Below are 16,686 nucleotides of genomic sequence, written 5' to 3' on the forward strand. Positions count from 1 at the left end.
CACGCTGCTAACTATTGCCAGAAAGCTGATGACTGCCTATAGCTTTAAATCAGTTCGATTCCGTGGGGAGTTCTCTTTTATGCAGCAGTATCTTGATTTGTTGGCTCGTATTCGCCGCGAGGGTGTTTACCGTGGTGATCGTACAGGAACTGGCACTTATAGTGTTTTTGGCCATCAGATGCGCTTTAATCTAGAACAAGGATTTCCCCTCGTAACAACAAAAAAGCTGCATTTAAAATCTATCATACATGAGCTTCTGTGGTTTATTGCGGGTGACACAAATATTAAATACCTGAAGGATCATGGTGTTTCTATTTGGGATGATTGGGCCGATGAAAACGGTAACTTAGGGCCAGTATACGGGCACCAGTGGCGCAGTTGGCCTGCGCCAGACGGTAACACAATTGATCAGATAACAAACCTTTTGAATCAGTTGAAAAATACTCCCAATAGCCGCCGTTTGATTGTTTCGGCATGGAATGTCGCTGATGTTGATAATATGGCCTTGCCGCCATGCCATTGCTTGTTTCAGTTTTATGTGGCTGAAGGTAAATTATCGTGCCAGTTATACCAGCGTAGTGCAGATGTGTTTTTGGGTGTGCCTTTCAATATTGCATCCTATGCACTTCTCACCCATATGGTGGCGCAGGCTTGTAATCTTGGTGTGGGAGATTTTGTGCATACTTTTGGTGATGCACATCTTTATAGTAACCATATTGAGCAGGCTGATTTGCAATTATCACGATCACCAATCAAGCTTCCTTCACTTGTCCTTAACCCTAATGTGCAAAATTTATTTGATTTTAAGTTCGAAGATATTGCCATTGAGGGGTATGAAAGCCATCCTCATATAAAGGCATTAGTATCTGTATGATACAAACAATGTAGGGTGAAAATGTGCACTGGGGCAAAGACTTACGCCAAACAATTGTACTAGCAATCATTGTTATTGCAGGGCTCGCTATCACGTGGTCTCTCACGCGTGTTGCAATAACAGCGGCACGCTACGAATCACAACAAACTTTTGAGCGTAAAGCAGATCTTATGGTTGATCGGCTGTTCCGTCATATTGAAAGTGGTTTTATTGCTGCCGAAGATACCTATAAATTTTTTGTATCCGTTGATGAAAAGAATCGCGGTATTTTTCAGGAGCTTGTTAAAAATAACAGCTATCTCAATAAAGATAGGAATTTTGTAGGGTTTAGCTATCCATTAAGTGTAGATAAGCGCAGTAATTTTACCAAATATATGAATGAGTTATATGATGGCAGGTATTTGCTTCGCATGCCGGAAAGCCAGTTGGGCAGCGCTCATGGTCAAGAACAAATGTTTCCTTTGTTTTATGTTTGGCCGGAAGACCCAACACCTGAAACGGGGCTTGTGGGTTTAAATATTGGTGCGGAACCTTCTCTTTACAAATTTTTATTGGAGACAATAGAAACTGGCACGCCCGGGGCTATTTTGCTGCCTTCTTTCCCTGAATTGGATCATGGTCAAAAAGGCATGGTTATGTTGGTGAATCCGGTCGTTAACCCTGCAGGCTATAAAGGTGTTTTGATTCAATTACTGGAAAATCAGGCAATTCTTGGTGATATGGGCACCATTGCTGAGGGGCTTATTTTACATGTGAAATCATCGTGGTCGAACGAACAATATTCACAGTCATATTCAACACAGCCAGAGATACGCACCAAAAACAAGCTCAACGAAGTTTTATATAAACGCAGTTTTGGTACCGCAGAATGGGCCCTGAAAGTACATGCGACACCTGGTACTGTAAAAGTTGATTATACGATGGCTACAATAACGGCATTAGTGTGCTTGTTGTTAACCGTACTGTTTTTTACGTTGTTATTTTTGCAAGGTCAGCGCGCAAATCGTGTTGCAGATATCGTTGACAGGCGCACCCGGGCTTTAAAAGAAGCTCACGATGAACTGGAAGAACATTACAAGCTTTTACAGAATTTGAACCGTGATGTTGAAGAAGCCCGCCGTACTGCGGAATATGCTAATAAAGCAAAATCTGAATTTTTGGCAACGATGAGCCATGAACTGCGAACACCTCTAAATTCAATTTTGGGCTTTTCGCAGTTGCTTTCAGATCAAGCTTTAGGCGAAATTAGCGATCCCCGTTATGTCGATTATGCAAAAGACATATATTCAAGCGGTTCTCATCTTCTGAGCTTGATTAACGATATTCTGGACCTTGCCAAACTTGAGTCTGGGAAAATTGTAATCGAGCAACGCATTGTTTCCGTGAGTGAGTTAGTTAGTCGCGCCATTAGCCTTATAGAACATCAGGCCAACGCTAAAGGGCTAAAAATTTGTACTGAAATACCTGACGATATGCCCAGAATGATTATTGGGGATGAATTAAGGTTGCGCCAAATCCTCATTAACCTTTGCACCAATGCCACCAAGTTTACCATTGAAGGCTCGATTACAATACGAATACATTCAAAATTCTTCAGGGATGGTCGTGCCGGCTGGGTGCTGGAAGTGGAAGATACGGGTATTGGTATTCCTGAAGAAAAACAGAGCGGTCTATTTGACCGCTTTACACAGGTTGATACGGCCTTGTCACGCAGACACGGTGGTGTTGGGCTTGGGCTTGCTATTTGCCGCGAACTTGTGAGCCGTATGCACGGGCATTTATCGGTTCGAAGTATTGTTGGTGTAGGGACTACATTCAGGGTTCATTTGCCTTTGGTAGAGGCAGACGAAGACCTAGACGATGATGACATGATCTAACGAACAAAAACAAACCGTGTTTAGTCTGGAAGGCCGCTGGATTTTTACTTTGATACACGGTAATTGTTATCGCAGATTTACAAAAAGTTAGTCAGGAGTATAAAAATGACCCTATCCATTATTGTAGCAATGGCAAAAAATAGGGTTATAGGGGCAGGTAATAGCTTGCCTTGGCATCTGCCCGCGGATCTCAAATATTTTAAACAAACAACACTGGGCAAATCTATAATAATGGGCCGAAAAACATTCGATTCGATCGGTCGGCCTTTACTAGGGCGTCAGAATATTGTGATTACTCGAAATCAGGAATGGCACCATGATGGTGTAACTGTGGTCGGGTCACTTGTAGATGCCATTAAAGCTAGCAATATGGCTGCAGAAGTTATGATCACGGGTGGTGCCCAAATATATAGAGAAGCCATGGCTGTTGTCGATAAGCTTTATATCACGGAAGTAGATATTGAAGTTGATGGCGATGCCACTTTTCCTGACTTTAACCGCGATGAATGGCAGGAAGTTAGCCGTGACAAGCACAAGGCCGAAGCGGACAAGCCGGGGTATAGTTTTGTCGTTTATACTCGCTTATAGACCGAGGGTCCCTGCAATTTTTTCGGCTATTTTATAATAACTCTGGCTGATAGGGCTTTCTTTATCTGACACGGTGACTGGTGTGCCTTTGTCGCCGGTTTCCCGAAGGCTTATGTGAAGTGGCACTGCACCGAGGAATGGGCAACCAATTGTGCGGGCCACTTCCTGTGCGCCGCCGTGGCCAAAAATATGGCTTTCAGTACCGCAATTTGGGCAAATGTAGGTGCTCATGTTTTCAATAATGCCAAGAATAGGGGTGCCAACTTTCTGGAACATGGAAATTCCTTTTCTGGCATCGATCAGGGCAAGGTCCTGCGGTGTTGAAACAATGATTGCGCCAGAGAGTACGGCCTGTTGCACCATGGAAAGTTGTACGTCACCCGTACCAGGTGGCATGTCCACGACAAGTACGTCGAGCGGACCCCATGCTACGTCTTTAAGAAGTTGCTGTGTCGCGCCCATTACACGGGGGCCGCGCCAAACAACAGGCTGGTCAACATCAATTAAAAACCCGATCGACATAACCTTCATGTCGAAAGCTATTAGGGGCTGAATAACTTTATCTTTAATTTCAGGACGTGCAGTAAGGCCTGTGAGCATGGGCACTGATGGGCCAAATATATCAGCGTCCAGTAAACCAACCTTTAGCCCGTATTTTTGGAGCGCAAGTGCTAGGTTAATACTGGTCGTTGATTTGCCTACCCCGCCTTTGCCACTTGCAACGGCAATAACATGTTTTACTCCCGGGATTTGGGTGGGAGTAGGAGGGGCTTTGGTGGCAGGGGTGACTGTTGGGGCTTTCTTGATAGCGGACATAACCACATTTACAGCAGTTACACCGGGAACTGTTTTTGCTTTTTCTTCTGCAAGGGCGCGCAAAGCTGGTGCATCGTTTGGCGGTGTGTCGCCAAAGTCCAGAACAATACCTACCTGACTGCTGTCAATAATTACGGCACTAACAATACCTGAATCAACAATGTTGGTTGCTTGTGATGTTGGAATAATGGTTTTTAAAACATCTAAAATAGACTTTTTTTGGATTTCAGGCATAAAAACCTCACTGAAAACAAGGAAAATTACCAACGGACGTTGCAGGAGGGCAGTACCTACCATATATAGCTAAACATGACACTGTCTTTCTGCAACAGAATGACACAGCGGTTTACCATGTCGGTAAACCATATGGGAGAAGTATATGCCTTGGCAAAATCAGGGGGGTGATAGGCCTAACCCTTGGGGGAATGGCCCCCGACGTGGTGGATCATCTGGTGGGGGCGAGCCACCGCAATTAGATGAGTTTATTAGGAAAAGTCAGGAACAAATTAAAAAAGCCATGCCCGGTGGCGGTGGTAGTATTGGTTTGATTCTGCTTGTAATTATTGCGATCTGGTTGATCAGCGGAATCTATAGGGTGGAACCAAATGAACAGGGCGTTGTTCTACAGTTTGGTAAACGAACAGAGCTGACTAGCCCCGGCCTACACTGGCATTTGCCATATCCAATTGAAACAGTTGCGGTACGCGGCGTGACGGATGAAAAAACCATATCAATTGGTGGTAAAGGGTCTCGTACGCGTGAAGAAAGCCTGATGTTAACTCAGGATGAAAACATCGTTGATGTTCGTTTTAACGTAGTTTGGCGTATTAAAGATCTTGGCAATTACTTATTTCAGTTGCAAGACCCTGATGGCACTATCAAGTCTGTTGCTGAAAGCGTTGTACGAGAACTTATTGGTCAAAATGGTATCACGCCTATCATTACAACGGCTCGTGGTGAAATCGAAGAGCAAGCATTGCTGCGTATTCAGGAAACACTGGACGAATATCATGCCGGTATAACCGCTTTACGGGTACAGATTATTGAATCTGAAGCACCTGTCGAAGTGAAAGATGCCTTTCTGGATGTACAACGTGCGGAGGCTGACCAGCAACGCTCACGTAACGAAGCAGCAAGATATGCCAACGAAGTTATTCCGAAAGCACAAGGCGAGTCTGAAAAGCTGGTTCAACAGGCAGAGGCTTATCGCGCACAAACTGTCGCTCGTGCTGAGGGTGAGGCAGCAAGGTTCCTTTCTGTTTATAATGAATATATTCAGGCAAAAGATGTAACTCGCAAACGTTTGTATCTTGAAACAATGGAAGAAATTTTGACTGGTATGGATAAGATAATTCTGGGCAGTGAAAATGGTTCTGGTGTTGTGCCGTATTTGTCTCTTGATGAACTTAAAAAGAAAAAAGCAGGGGGGCAAAAATAATGAGCGGGAAACTTATAGGAGCCCTTGTTGCTCTGGTTGTTGCAGGCTTTATAGCCTATAATAGCCTCTTTATTGTTAGCGAGTGGGAACAGGCAATTGTCGTGCAGTTTGGCGAGCCAAAACGTACCGTTGTTGAACCTGGTTTACATGTTAAAACACCTCTCGTTGAACAGGTTATTTATCTTGAAAAACGCATCCTTAGCCTTGACCTTCGGCCGCAGGAAGTACTTGCAAGTGATAAACGCCGCATTGTTGTGGACAGTTTTGCGCGCTACCGTATCGTTGACCCTTTGAAACGGTATCAGGCAGCAGCAAATGACGTAATTGCCAACGACTTGCTAGAAAAGGTAATGGATACAACAGTACGGAACGTGCTTGCTAAAGTACCCATGCAGAATATTGTGTCTGGTGAGCGTTCAGCGCTTATGCATGAAATAAGCGCAATCACAAACCAGCGTGCGGCCTCTTTTGGCCTTGAGGTTATTGACGTACGACTAAAGCGCGTTGACCTGCCGCCACAGAACAGCCAGTCTATTTTCCAACGTATGGAAACTGAACGTCAGCAGGAAGCCGCTGAAAAACGTGCTGAAGGTAACCGTGATGCTGTGAAGATAAAGGCTGATGCAGACCGTCAGGTGGCGGTTCTGGTTGCTGAGGCGGAAAAAAAATCACAGGTTATTCGCGGTGAGGCAGACGGTAGAGCTGTTAAGATCTTTGCAGATGCTTTTGGTAAGGACGAAGACTTTTTCGAGTTTTACCGTACTATGCAAGCATATAAAAAAGCTTTGGGGCAAGAGGATACATCTATCATCCTTTCACCGGATAGTGACTTTTTGAAGCTTTTTGTTAACTCTGGTAAGAAGAAATAAGACAAATGATGGTGTTCCCTTCCTCGAAACTGTTCACTAGTCGCAGGCAGGGAACCATTTGTCGCAAGCTTGGGCCTAAAGGCTTGACGTAAAATAAATTTGGTGTTGCGATGGCTGTGCAGATGGACAAAGTGCCATCTACGGCCAACAAATGGGCCCAATAGTAGAAAAGGAGTATGTGCGTGAGCACCTTTCTAGCAATAACAATCGATAAGCGAGCTACCAATCCCCTAAAGACCCTGATGCTGGGCCTTATGGTTCTGCTTGCTGCCATGTTGTCAGTTAAGCCTGTATCAGCAAGACCCGCGCCTGAGAGCTTTGCTGATCTGGTGGAAAAACTTCAGCCGGCTGTTGTCAATATCTCAACAGTGCAAACAATTGAGCGATCTGAAGGTAAGCGCCCAGAATTGCCAGAAGGTTTGCCATTCGGCGATTTCTGGGATCAGTTCAGAGACCGTTTTGAAGAGGATAATGAGCCGAGGACCGCTCGGTCTCTTGGTTCAGGTTTTATCATTGATCCAACAGGTATTGTGATTACCAACAATCATGTGGTTGAAGAAGCTGATGAAATCACAGTGCTTCTTGAAGACGGTGAAGAGTATAGCGCAACAGTTTTAGGGCGTGATAGCCTCTCAGATGTTGCTGTTCTAAAAATCGAGCCTAAAGAAAAAGGCCAGCTTTTCCCTGCAGTGAAATGGGGCGATTCAGACGTTGAGCGTATCGGCGACTGGGTTGTGGCCATTGGTAACCCATTTGGCCTAGGTGGTACGGTATCCGCAGGTATCGTTTCTGCGCGTAACCGCACAATTAATGCTGGTGATATTGAGTTTATTCAAACAGATGCCCCTATTAACAGGGGTAACTCTGGTGGACCACTCTTTAACATGAAGGGTGAAGTGATCGGTGTTAATACAGCTATCTTTTCGCCTACAGGCGGTAATGTTGGTATTGGGTTCTCTATACCATCGAATGATGCAGCTCGTGTTACACGTGAATTGAAAGAGCACGGCAAGGTTCGTCGTGGGTGGCTCGGTGTTGGCATTCAGCCAATGACCAAAGAACTTGCTGAGGCAATGGGCGCTGATATTACTAAAGGCGCAATTGTTACCCGTGTTGAGCCTGATAGCCCAGCGGCTAAAGCTGACATTCAGGAAGGTGATGTTATCTTCCGCTGGGACGGTAAGCCTGTGGACGATTCAACCACACTTAGTCGTTTGGTTAAGCGCACAGATGTTGATGTCAGTGTTGATGTACAGGTTTTAAGAAAAGGCAAAACTGTCACTCTTAAAGTGAAAACTGGTGAGCTTAAAATTGAAGCAGATGCCAGTGGTAAATCAACAGGCAAGAAATCTGATGATAACATGGAAGATAGCCATACCTTGATTGAAGGCATGGAATTGGCACCGCTTAATGACACAATTCGCCGTAAGTATAATATCGATGCTGAAGTTGAAGGTGTTGCTGTTACTCGTGTGGCCCAGCGTAGTCCTGCGTTTCATGATGGTATCCGTCCTGGTGCCGTGATTGTGCGTGTTAATCAGATTGCGGTTTCCAGTCCGGCTGAGGTTGCTAAATTGGTTGAGGAAGCGCGCGCTGAAGGACGTGAACGGATTCTGGTGCTTGTGTATCTGCGCGGTAATAGTGCGCACATACCGATGAAGCTTCTGAAAGAAAAAGATCAGATCGAAGAATAGTATTCTTGAAAGCTGTAAATGATTTAAAGGGCCGGTTTTCCGGCCCTTTTCTGTTGGGGTATTGAAGTGTTTATTCTGTTATCTCAGCGTCGGTATACCCTTGATAATATAGTAGAGTTCTAAGATCGCCGTATTTTACAGAGCAAGTGGCGGCAGCCTGTGTTTTGGGTTTGGCATGGTAGGCGACGCCTAGGCCTGCTGCTTCAATCATTGGAATATCGTTCGCACCATCCCCAACCGCCATGATTTCATGCTTCCCAAGTTTATGTTCTGCGGCAAGTGCCTTTAATGTTTCAAGTTTGGTATTTGCACCGCATATGGGCATGGCAACAGTGCCGGTAAGTTTACCGTTATCCATTTCCAGAATATTGGCGCGGTTCATATGAAAACCAATAGCCTCAGCCACTTTGCCCGTGAAATAGGTGAAGCCACCAGAGACAAGTGCTGTATAAGCGCCGTTTTTACGCATTGTCCTTACCAGTGCTTTTGCGCCGTCCATTAGATTAATGCGGCCTGCATAGCATTCAGCAAGCTGAGCTTCCGTTAGGCCTTCAAGCAGTGCCACGCGTTCGATAAGGGCTGCTTCAAAATTAAGCTCACCGCGCATGGCGGCTTCTGTAATGGCGGCAACCTTTTCCTTTAGTCCCATAAAGTCTGCTAATTCATCAATGCATTCAACCGTGATCATGGTAGAATCCATATCTGCTAAAAGCAGCTTTTTTTTGCGGTTCAGTGCGGGCTGTAAACACCAATCTAGACCCGAAATACCATTAAGGGTTTCAATAAGCTGATGTTTTGCTTCCTCAAGGCTGCTAAATTCAGCTATGTAATCAATAGCTATTCCTTCTGATAAGATAGTAGGCTTTGCATCACGGCTTCCAAGTTTTTGAAGCACTAGTGTTTCAGCCTCTTTGAGCGAACCGTTTTGATCGGAGGGGGCAACAAGGGTGAGGGCGATGTCCATAGTCATAGTCCTGAATTAACGAGGTAAATGTGAAACAGGTCTTTCTTATTGCAGGTCCAACAGCAAGCGGCAAGTCAGCATTATCGCTTCAACTGGCAAAAGATATTAATGGTATAATTATCAATGCAGATAGCATGCAGGTTTACGATGGTCTACGTATTGTAACGGCCTGCCCATCAGAAGATGATGAAAAACGTGTCCCACACAGGTTATATCGTTTTTTAGACGCACAAGAGACATGTTCAGCTGCTTTTTGGGCAGAGAGAGCCATGGCCGAGATTGAGCGTGCGTGGGCAAAGGGCCTTACACCGATCGTGGTTGGTGGCACCGGTATGTATCTTAAGGTATTGGTGAACGGTATTGCCCATATCCCTGAAATTGACGAAACCGTGCGCGAATTGGTTCGCCATGAATGCACTGAAAAAGGGAGTGAGTATATGCACCAATTGCTTGCTGAGCATGACCCGGTTACGGCTGAGCGCCTATTTCCTGGCGATAGTCAGCGGATATGCCGGGCCCTTGAGGTGTTTCGGTCTACAGGGAAATCTCTTTCTGAATGGCATAAAAATAACGTGCCAGGTCTTCTAAGTGCTGCGAACGAAGCGGGCCATGTTGCCAAGGTGGTTCTTAGCCCTGATCGAAAGACACTTTATGAAAACTGTGACAAAAGATTTGATATAATGTTGCGCGCCGGCGCGCTGGATGAGGTGCGCGAATTGATGCAGCGAAATTTACCTAAAAGTTTGCCTGCCATGAGAGCACTTGGGGTGCCGCAACTAATGGATTATCTTAACGGTATCAATAGTCTTGATGTGGTGACAGAAGAAGCAAAGATGCAAACGCGACGTTTTGCGAAGCGGCAACTTACATGGTTTCGGAACCAGTTTTTTGACTGGTTTTGCATTGATGCGCAATTTTCGGAAAGAAATTTATCTGATATAGTAATAAAAATTCACAAAAAACTATTGACTGAGTAATTTTCGTACAATAAAAAACTGCCAGTCGAAAGTTTCTATAATCTTTGCGCCGGTTTGGCCTTGGTTTGTGAAGGATTGACGCGGACACCCCTGTGTGGGGCGCACATGCGGCGCCCCTTCGTGTTTTTATAGGGGGTGTTTTTGGGTAGGTGCTAAATGCCATTAAACAATAACCTTGCCGAAGTAAAAGGGTGTGCGTTTAAGAAGCAGTAACTATAAAAACAGGACGACAGTATGACTGGCAAGGACAAAAAAATACCATCGGAACCCGCTGAGCAGTTAAGCGGCGCTCAAATGATCCTGAGAGCACTTGGTGAACTAGGTGTTGAGGTGATATTTGGCTATCCGGGTGGTGCAGTCCTGCCTATTTACGATGAAATTTTTAAACAGAACCGGATTAAGCATATTTTGGTTCGCCATGAACAGGCGGCGACGCATGCAGCGGAAGGCTATGCACGCTCAACTGGCAAGCCGGGTGTTGTTTTGGTTACATCAGGCCCGGGCGCAACCAATGCTGTTACTGGTCTGACAGATGCTTTGATGGACAGTATTCCGATCATATGTATTACGGGGCAGGTTGCCCGTCATTTGATTGGTAATGATGCTTTTCAAGAAGCTGATACCGTTGGCATTACGCGGCCCTGTACCAAGCATAACTATCTGGTTAAAGAAACATCTTTACTGCCGAGTATTATTCATGAAGCTTTTTATGTGGCTTCACATGGCAGGCCCGGCCCCGTGGTAATTGACGTACCAAAGGATGTGCAGGTTGAAAAGGCACCTTATCAGGTGTTTGGTCCTGCAGAACACCGTACATACCGCCCACAAATGGACGGCGATGAAACCGCCATTCGCAGGGCAGTTCATGCGTTTGCAGCCGGGGAAAAACCAATCATTTATTCTGGCGGAGGAATTATCAATTCCGGGCCAGAGGCTTCCGAACTGCTTGTTGAGTTTGCAAAACTTACGGGTGCGCCAGTGACCAATACGCTTATGGGGCTTGGAGCTTATCCGGCAAGTGATAAGCAGTTTGTTGGTATGCTGGGTATGCACGGCACATGGGAAGCAAACCATGCGATGCATGACTGCGATGTGATGCTTGCAATAGGTTCTAGATTTGATGACCGTGTTACAGGCCGAGTTGATGCCTTCTCACCGGATTCTACAAAAATTCATGTTGATATTGATCTTTCCAGTATTAACAAAAATGTTCAGGTCGATATTCCTGTGGTTGGTGATGCAGGCTCTGTTCTGAAGCGCATGATCGCTATTTGGAAAGAAGAGGGGCTTGGTAAAAAACAGCCTTCAATGGGTGACTGGTGGGCACAGATTGAAAAATGGCGCGAACGTAACTGTCTTGGCTATACCGATAGCACCGAAGTAATCATGCCGCAAAAAGCCCTTGAGCGCCTTCAGGAACTAATTGGTGACCGTACCGCGATTATTTCAACTGAGGTGGGTCAACATCAGATGTGGGCAGCACAGTATCTTGGGTTTGATAAACCAAACCGTTGGTTAACCTCTGGTGGCCTTGGTACAATGGGCTACGGTCTGCCGGCGGCTGTAGGTGCACAGATAGCGCATCCCGATGCACTCTGTATCGACGTTGCTGGGGAAGCCTCTATCCAGATGAATATTCAGGAACTTGGTACGATTGCACAGTATAAGCTTCCTGTAAAAGTATTCATTCTGAACAATGAATTTATGGGTATGGTGCGTCAGTGGCAGGCCTTGTCATATGAAGGGCGCTATTCAGAAAGCTATTCTGATAGTCTGCCTGATTTTGTGGCTCTGGCTAATGCTTATGGTATTAAGGGCCTTATGGTTGAAGACCCGGCAAAGCTTGATGAGACGATCCTGGATATGATCAATCATGATGGCCCCGTTGTGGTGGATTGCCGTGTGGCAAAGCTTGAGAATTGTTTCCCGATGGTGCCTTCTGGCGCTGCGCATAATGAAATGATTTTATCTGGCGATGTAAATGAGAGCAAACCATTTGACGACGAAGCCTTAGCTCTGGTGTAACGCGCTTATCAATTGAAACGGATACTTTAATGAAAGATACAAATCCTATTGAACGCCATACAATAAGCGTGATTGTTGATAACGAAGCTGGTGTTTTGGCGCGTGTTATTGGGCTATTTTCAGGGCGTGGTTACAACATTGAAAGCTTGACGGTGGCAGCGGTTGACAATAGAGATCAGCGCTCGCGCATTACCATCGTTACAAGCGGTACTAAAATGGTTATTGAGCAGATCAAGGCACAGCTGGCACGGCTTGTGCCGGTACATAAGGTGGCGGACCTTACAATTGAAGGGCCTCATGTATCGCGTGATCTGGCTTTAGTGAAGGTTGTGGGCACAGGTGAAAAGCGTGTGGAAGCACTACGTCTTGCCGATGCCTTTAGAGCAAGTGTGGTGGATTCATCCCTCACCAGCTTTGTTTTTGAACTTACAGGGTCAACAGAAAAGATCGATGCTTTTGTTGAATTGATGGCTGGCCTTGGCCTTGTTGAAGTGGCGCGGACAGGTGTGGTTGCACTATCGCGCGGCGAAAAACAACTTTAATTTTTGATGGAAAGACCGGGATTTCCCCAACTGAGGACAAAAAAATGCGAGTTTATTTTGATAGTGATGCCGATGTAAATCTGGTTAAAGATAAAACTGTTGCCATCATTGGTTACGGTAGCCAAGGGCATGCTCATGCTGCTAACCTGCGTGATAGTGGTGTGAAAAATGTGATTGTTGCTCTGCGTGAAGATTCTAGCACGCGCAAAAAAGCGTCTGCTGCAGGCTTTACTGTTATGACGGCAACTGAAGCTGCTAAAAAAGCTGATATGGTAATGGTTCTTGCACCAGACGAGCATCAGGCTGCTATTTACGCGACAGAGCTTCAAGAGAATATGAAAGAAGGCGCGGCACTTATGTTTGCGCATGGCCTTAATATTCATTTTGGTCTTATTAAACCGCGTGCTGATCTTGATGTTATTATGGTTGCGCCAAAAGGCCCTGGTCACACTGTGCGCTCACAGTATGCTGCGGGTAAAGGTGTTCCCTGTCTTATCGCTATCCATCAGGATGCATCGGGTAAAGCCCACGACCTGAGCCTGTCGTATGCTTCTGCTATTGGTGGTGGTCGCTCTGGTATTCTTGAAACAAACTTCCGCGAAGAGTGTGAAACTGATCTTTTTGGGGAGCAAGTTGTACTTTGTGGTGGCGTTTCAGAACTCATTAAAGCTGGCTTTGAAACACTTGTTGAAGCAGGTTATGCACCTGAAATGGCATACTTTGAGTGCTTGCATGAAGTGAAGCTGATTGTTGACCTGATCTTTGAAGGCGGCATTGCCAACATGCGTTACAGTATTTCAAACACAGCAGAATACGGCGATTATAAAACTGGCCCAAGGATTATTACGTCAGATACCAAAGCTGAAATGAAACGGGTTCTTGACGATATTCAGCAAGGTCGTTTTGTAAAAGACTTCGTGACAGATAACAAAGCTGGTAATCCAGAACTGAATGCGCACCGTAGCCTTGCAGCGCGTCACCCAATTGAAGAAGTAGGTACACGTCTTCGTAGCCTGATGCCTTGGATGGAAGAAGGCAAGCTGGTTGATAAAGAGAAAAACTAGACCTCTTTTATACATATCCTCCTTAAAAGCCTCGCAATCGCGAGGTTTTTTTTATGCAAAAAAAGCTCTGCTAGCCAGCTTGCTTAGTGCAGGGAAGCGGCATATAAATTTCATGTTAATAGGATTAGGCAATAATTTGGCAGGATCTTATATACCGCCTTTTAATATGATCTGATAAATTGCCTTAGCAATTGCTGCAAGTTAGCAATCCCAATTTATAAAGATTTGGAACTGACGTTCAGGGCCGCATGCCATAATGCAAGGAGAACATCATGATAACTTTAACAATCAACGGTACCGAACATAAGGTCGAGGCCGAAGACGATATGCCACTTCTATGGGTTATCCGCGACCTTGTAGGGCTAACGGGTACCAAGTTTGGCTGCGGTATAGCACAGTGTGGTGCTTGCACTGTTCATATCGACGGTATGCCTGTGCGTTCCTGTCAGACGTTTGTTGGTGATGTTGGGGGTGCGCAAATAACAACTATCGAAGGTGTTAAAGGTAAAGTTGCCGAAACGCTGCAAGCGGTTTGGGCTGACTTGGATGTGCCACAGTGTGGATACTGTCAGTCTGGCCAGATTATGTCAGCTACTGATCTGTTGACAAATAATCAGAAGCCAACCGATGACGATATTGACGCAGCTATGGCAGGTAATCTCTGCCGCTGCGCTACATACCACCGCATTCGCGCTGGTATCCACGAAGCTGCCAAACGTTTGGAGGCCTAAGCCATGATCCCGAAATTAATGCAATCCATCGCGATGCCTGCCTCTAAGATACAGGCATCACGCCGTCAGTTTTTGCTTGGCGCCTTTGCTGCGGGCACAGGTCTCGCTGTTGGTTACCGCCTGTTAGCTGCACCAGCTGCTTCAGCGAGTGATACTACCGCAGGTGATAGCGCAGAGTATACTTTTAGCCCTTACGTTATGATAAGCGGCGACGGTAAGGTTACGGTGCTTTCTTCCCAGTTTGAAATGGGGCAAGGCTCTTATAACGGCCTTGCAACACTTGTCGCAGAAGAGCTTGATGCTGATTGGGCGGCAATAGAAGTGCAAGGTGTTGCTGGTAATGTGAAGGCTTATGGCAATCTTGCTATGGGCGGCGCATTACAGATAACAGGTGGTTCTACTTCAATGACCACTTCGTGGGAGCGCTACCGCAAGGCGGGTGCTGCTGCTCGTGCTATGCTGGTTGCTGCTGCAGCCTCTGAATGGAATGTGCCTGCGTCCGAGATTACTGTTGAAAATGGTATTATGGCGCATTCATCAGGCAAAACTGGTGGTTTTGGCCGGTTTGCAGCAAAAGCCGCAGCAATGACAGTGCCAACAGACGTTGCCGTTAAAAAAGCGAGCGAGTGGAAGCTGATTGGTAATGCTGATCTAAAGCGTTTTGATAGTGCTCGCAAAGCAAATGGAACGGAACATTATACGATTGATGTTAGCTTGCCGGGAATGCTCACGGCGGTTATGATCCATCCGCCCCTTTTTGGCGCTAAGCTCAAGTCTTTTGATGCAGCAAAAGCTCTTTCTGTTAAGGGAGTTGTTGATGTTGTTGAAACACCGCGCGGTGTTGCCGTTGTTGCACAACATATGTGGGCAGCGATTAAAGGCCGTGAAGCTGTAACTGTAGAATGGGACGAGGCAGGCGCAGAGAAACGCAGCACTTCAGAGCTGATGGCACTGTATCATGATATTGCAGGAAAAGCCCCTGCTGCTATCGCTCGTAAAGACGGCGATGTAGACGCAGGTTTTGCCGGTGCGGCAAAGGTTATTGAGGCAAATTTTGAATTCCCGTATTTAGCTCATGCTGCTATGGAACCGCTTAATGCTGTTGCACGTAAAAATGACGACGGTACGCTCGAAATATGGGGCGGGCACCAGTTCCCGGATGTATATCAGATGCTGGCTGGTGAAATTGTAGGTATTGCACCTGATAAAGTGCAGTTGCATGTCATGAAAACAGGGGGCAGCTTTGGCCGCCGGGCCGTTTTTGATGGTGATGTGGTGGTTGAGGCGGTGTATATTGCCAAAGCTATAGGGTACAAGGCACCTGTAAAGGTACAATGGACTCGGGAAGATGATATGCGTGCTGGTCGTTACCGGCCTGCATTTGTACATTCTATGAAGGCGGGGATAGATAGTGACGGCAAGCTTGTTGCGTGGAGCAATCATCTTGTAGGCCAGTCTATTATGGCAAATACAGCCTTTGCTGGCATGATACAGAATGGGGTTGATCCAACATCGGTTGAAGGGGCGAGTAATTTACCTTATGCCATCCCTAATCAAACTGTTGGTTTAACCAGTACAGAGGTTGGAGTTCCTGTTCTCTGGTGGCGTTCTGTTGGCTCAACACATACGGCTTTTGCTGTTGAAACCTTCATTGATGAAGCTGCCGAAGCGGCAGGGCGTGACCCAGTAGAGTTTCGTTTGTCAATGCTGGAACCGGAATCGCGCCATGCCGTTGTTCTAAAGCTTGCTGCCGAAAAAGCCGATTGGAAAAAGCCGCTGAAAAAAGGCCATTTCAGGGGCGTAGCTGTTGCTGAAAGCTTTAGTTCGGTTGTTGCATATGTGGCAGAGGTTTCAACCAGCGATAGCGGCGATATTAAGGTTGAACGTGTTGTCGCAGCTGTTGATTGCGGGCTTGCGGTTAACCCTGATCAAATTCGTTCTCAGGTGGAGGGCGGCCTTGGCTTTGGTCTTGGTGCCATCATGGGTGAAGAGATCAGCTTAACGGATGGTAGCGTTGATCAGGGTAATTTTGATTTATATACACCCCTAAGGATCGACGCTATGCCAGAAGTGGAGGTGGTTATACTTGCCTCTGCAAATGCACCTACTGGTATTGGCGAGCCGGGCGTGCCACCTATTGGCCCAGCTGTTGCCAACGCGATCTATAAGGCCCTTGGTAAACGTATCCGGACCATGCCTTTTACGAAGTCGCTCACGGCTTAATAGT

At 46.1% G+C, this 16,686-nt stretch carries 14 protein-coding genes; 12 read left to right on the plus strand and 2 right to left on the minus strand.

Annotated features, from left to right (window positions below):
- The first annotated feature begins 79 nt into the window (after positions 1 to 79).
- The 3 genes from ICL80_RS08390 (at position 80) to folA (ending at position 3,339) form a co-directional block, all read left to right on the plus strand.
- Positions 80 to 874, plus strand: a complete 795-nt coding sequence (locus ICL80_RS08390; protein ID WP_194215647.1) for a thymidylate synthase — start codon at positions 80 to 82, stop codon at positions 872 to 874.
- A 23-nt stretch (positions 875 to 897) separates the two neighbouring features.
- Positions 898 to 2,751, plus strand: a complete 1,854-nt coding sequence (locus ICL80_RS08395) for a sensor histidine kinase (RefSeq protein ID WP_194215648.1) — start codon at positions 898 to 900, stop codon at positions 2,749 to 2,751.
- A gap of 105 nt (positions 2,752 to 2,856) precedes the next feature.
- The gene (gene folA, locus ICL80_RS08400; RefSeq protein WP_194215649.1) at positions 2,857 to 3,339 is read left to right on the plus strand and encodes a type 3 dihydrofolate reductase; all 483 of its coding nucleotides are present in this window, start codon (positions 2,857 to 2,859) and stop codon (positions 3,337 to 3,339) included.
- Here the strand turns inward: folA and ICL80_RS08405 are convergent.
- Entirely contained in the window at positions 3,334 to 4,389 is a 1,056-nt protein-coding gene (locus tag ICL80_RS08405) for an Mrp/NBP35 family ATP-binding protein (RefSeq protein WP_194215650.1), read from the minus strand. The two genes, folA and ICL80_RS08405, sit on opposite strands and share 6 nt — an antisense overlap.
- 145 nt (positions 4,390 to 4,534) lie before the next feature.
- Between ICL80_RS08405 and hflK the strand changes: the two genes are divergently transcribed.
- The 3 genes from hflK (at position 4,535) to ICL80_RS08420 (ending at position 8,156) form a co-directional block, all read left to right on the plus strand.
- Entirely contained in the window at positions 4,535 to 5,593 is a 1,059-nt protein-coding gene (hflK, locus tag ICL80_RS08410; RefSeq protein WP_194215651.1) for an FtsH protease activity modulator HflK, read from the plus strand.
- Positions 5,593 to 6,462 carry a protease modulator HflC gene (gene hflC, locus ICL80_RS08415; protein ID WP_194215652.1) on the plus strand — a complete coding sequence of 290 codons (870 nt, stop codon included), beginning with the start codon at positions 5,593 to 5,595 and terminating at the stop codon, positions 6,460 to 6,462. The genes hflK and hflC overlap by 1 nt, the downstream gene beginning before the upstream one ends.
- A gap of 182 nt (positions 6,463 to 6,644) precedes the next feature.
- Positions 6,645 to 8,156 carry a Do family serine endopeptidase gene (locus ICL80_RS08420; protein ID WP_228073865.1) on the plus strand — a complete coding sequence of 504 codons (1,512 nt, stop codon included), beginning with the start codon at positions 6,645 to 6,647 and terminating at the stop codon, positions 8,154 to 8,156.
- A gap of 70 nt (positions 8,157 to 8,226) precedes the next feature.
- On the opposite strand, the gene serB is transcribed toward ICL80_RS08420, so the two are convergent.
- Positions 8,227 to 9,120 carry a phosphoserine phosphatase SerB gene (gene serB / locus ICL80_RS08425; protein WP_194215653.1) on the minus strand — a complete coding sequence of 298 codons (894 nt, stop codon included), beginning with the start codon at positions 9,118 to 9,120 and terminating at the stop codon, positions 8,227 to 8,229.
- Between the two features lie 29 nt (positions 9,121 to 9,149).
- On the opposite strand from serB, the gene miaA reads away from it, so the two are divergent.
- From miaA to ICL80_RS08455, 6 genes are all read left to right on the plus strand, one after another.
- Entirely contained in the window at positions 9,150 to 10,097 is a 948-nt protein-coding gene (gene miaA / locus ICL80_RS08430; protein ID WP_228073866.1) for a tRNA (adenosine(37)-N6)-dimethylallyltransferase MiaA, read from the plus strand.
- A gap of 234 nt (positions 10,098 to 10,331) precedes the next feature.
- Positions 10,332 to 12,122, plus strand: coding sequence for an acetolactate synthase 3 large subunit (locus tag ICL80_RS08435; RefSeq protein ID WP_194215654.1), 1,791 nt, complete (start codon positions 10,332 to 10,334; stop codon positions 12,120 to 12,122).
- Positions 12,123 to 12,151: 29 nt separating this feature from the next.
- Positions 12,152 to 12,664 carry an acetolactate synthase small subunit gene (gene ilvN / locus ICL80_RS08440; protein WP_194215655.1) on the plus strand — a complete coding sequence of 171 codons (513 nt, stop codon included), beginning with the start codon at positions 12,152 to 12,154 and terminating at the stop codon, positions 12,662 to 12,664.
- A 44-nt stretch (positions 12,665 to 12,708) separates the two neighbouring features.
- The gene (gene ilvC, locus ICL80_RS08445) at positions 12,709 to 13,728 is read left to right on the plus strand and encodes a ketol-acid reductoisomerase (RefSeq protein ID WP_194215656.1); all 1,020 of its coding nucleotides are present in this window, start codon (positions 12,709 to 12,711) and stop codon (positions 13,726 to 13,728) included.
- 272 nt (positions 13,729 to 14,000) lie between these two features.
- On the plus strand, positions 14,001 to 14,459 hold the full coding sequence (locus ICL80_RS08450) for a (2Fe-2S)-binding protein (RefSeq protein ID WP_194215657.1): 459 nt from the start codon (positions 14,001 to 14,003) through the stop codon (positions 14,457 to 14,459).
- Positions 14,460 to 14,462: 3 nt separating this feature from the next.
- A complete protein-coding gene (locus ICL80_RS08455) occupies positions 14,463 to 16,682 on the plus strand; it encodes a xanthine dehydrogenase family protein molybdopterin-binding subunit (protein WP_194215658.1) in 2,220 nt (739 codons plus the stop codon).
- Positions 16,683 to 16,686: the final 4 nt, after the last annotated feature.

Source organism: Kordiimonas pumila (assembly GCF_015240255.1).
In the GTDB taxonomy this organism is placed as follows: domain Bacteria; phylum Pseudomonadota; class Alphaproteobacteria; order Sphingomonadales; family Kordiimonadaceae; genus Kordiimonas; species Kordiimonas pumila.